We start from the raw sequence: 1,418 nt of genomic DNA, 5'->3' as shown, positions 1-1,418 counted from the left end.
AAAGTGTTGTGGTCTGGGTTTGATCTCTCATCCATCTCACTGTGAACTTCGATTCAGCGAGGATGGTTGAGGCTGTTGATTTAGATACGTCCTGCGCGCTGCAATTTATCGACCAGGTCAGCATTGCCCTGCTGGACGGCCTTCGATACAAGTTGATGCACCTGCGCTTGGTCTGTGCGGCTGTCGATCTGGATGACGGGCGCGTACGTGACTGCTGGCCCGCTGTTGCCGCGCCCGCCATTGCTTGCAAACCCCCGGATGACTTCCGCCTGAGCTTTTGGCAGGACCATCTCTTTTTCGTGCAGCTGGGTCACCGGATTGACGCCGCCGGGGATGTCATAGCCCCCCTCTGCCGATGCGATTGCAGTGCCAAGCACGATGCCGGCGCTGGCGTAGCCCATCACACGGATGCCCATTGCCAGTGCAGGCCCAATGAACGGAACTTCAAGAGCCTTTGCAGCTGCAACCTCTGTACTCATTATGATATTGGCAATGGCAATCGCCTTGTTGGCGATGAACAGCGCCTTGCCGAGCGCGGTATTTTCCATCCCTGCACTTTTCATAACGCTGTACAGCTGGCTCGCAGAATCACCAGCTAATTGCAGCGCCTGCTGGCCAGCCTGCATCCGCATGGATAACATGGCTTGCTCGTGCCGCTGGTTCTCGCGCTCAATGGCCATGTTGCCGCCGGCAATGGCCTCCAATTCCCTATCCTTGCCAGACATCAGCGTTTTTAACAGATCCTCGTGATTCTGCTGCTCAACTTCACCAGGCGTCCGCTGATTCGCTACAATTCCTTGAATGGCGCCCTTGACCATGAATTTCGATGCGGCGTCTGATTTTTTCTTTGCGTCTGCCTGATAGCGCGCGATCGACTCTTCGGTAATGGCGCCCTTCTCCTTCGCCTGCCGAATCTTTTCCTCGACATCGAGCTCGGCTTGGCGGGCGGCTGTGAGCTGCTGCACCTCCAGCGCCGACTTGCCGTAGAGGCTGTTCGCAAATTCCATCTGCGAGTTCGCCTTGTCCTGCTGAATATCCCACTCTTTCATGGTCTTGTTCAGCCCGGACTGGGCGGCGCCTAGGCTCAATGTGTTGAGCTCCAGGGCCTGGGAGGACTCTACGCGCGCCTTTGCTTTGGCCGCTTCCCGCTCGCCAATTTGATTGTCGATCTGTGCCCGCGCTGGCCCATCAGCGGTGGCAGCACGTGCTTTTTTGAGTACTGCAATCTCTTCGTCATACGCCTTCAGCGAGGCGGCCAAGCCGTCATTGATCGTCTTTACCTTGCCGGCGTTGTACTGCTCCAGGCTGATCAGGTCCTGATTGCGCTCTTCCTGCATGTACTGGGCGTGGAAGGCAATTTGGCTGCGCTCTGCCGCATACGCATCCTCGATGGTCTTGAGCTTGCCCGTGGTGCCGAG

Annotated in this window: 1 pseudogene; it reads right to left on the bottom strand. The window is 57.2% G+C overall.

The annotated features are described in order from the left end of the window. Positions 1–80 precede the first annotated feature (80 nt). Positions 81–1,418: pseudogene (locus tag ACP7BZ_RS22905) on the bottom strand (hypothetical protein); the annotation flags it as partial.

It is taken from the genome of Massilia sp. PWRC2 (assembly GCF_049896725.1).
Taxonomy (GTDB): Bacteria; Pseudomonadota; Gammaproteobacteria; order Burkholderiales; family Burkholderiaceae_D; genus JAFCUW01.
The sequence above is the reverse complement of the archived record's forward strand: the minus strand, read 5'-3'. Positions and strand labels throughout refer to the sequence as shown.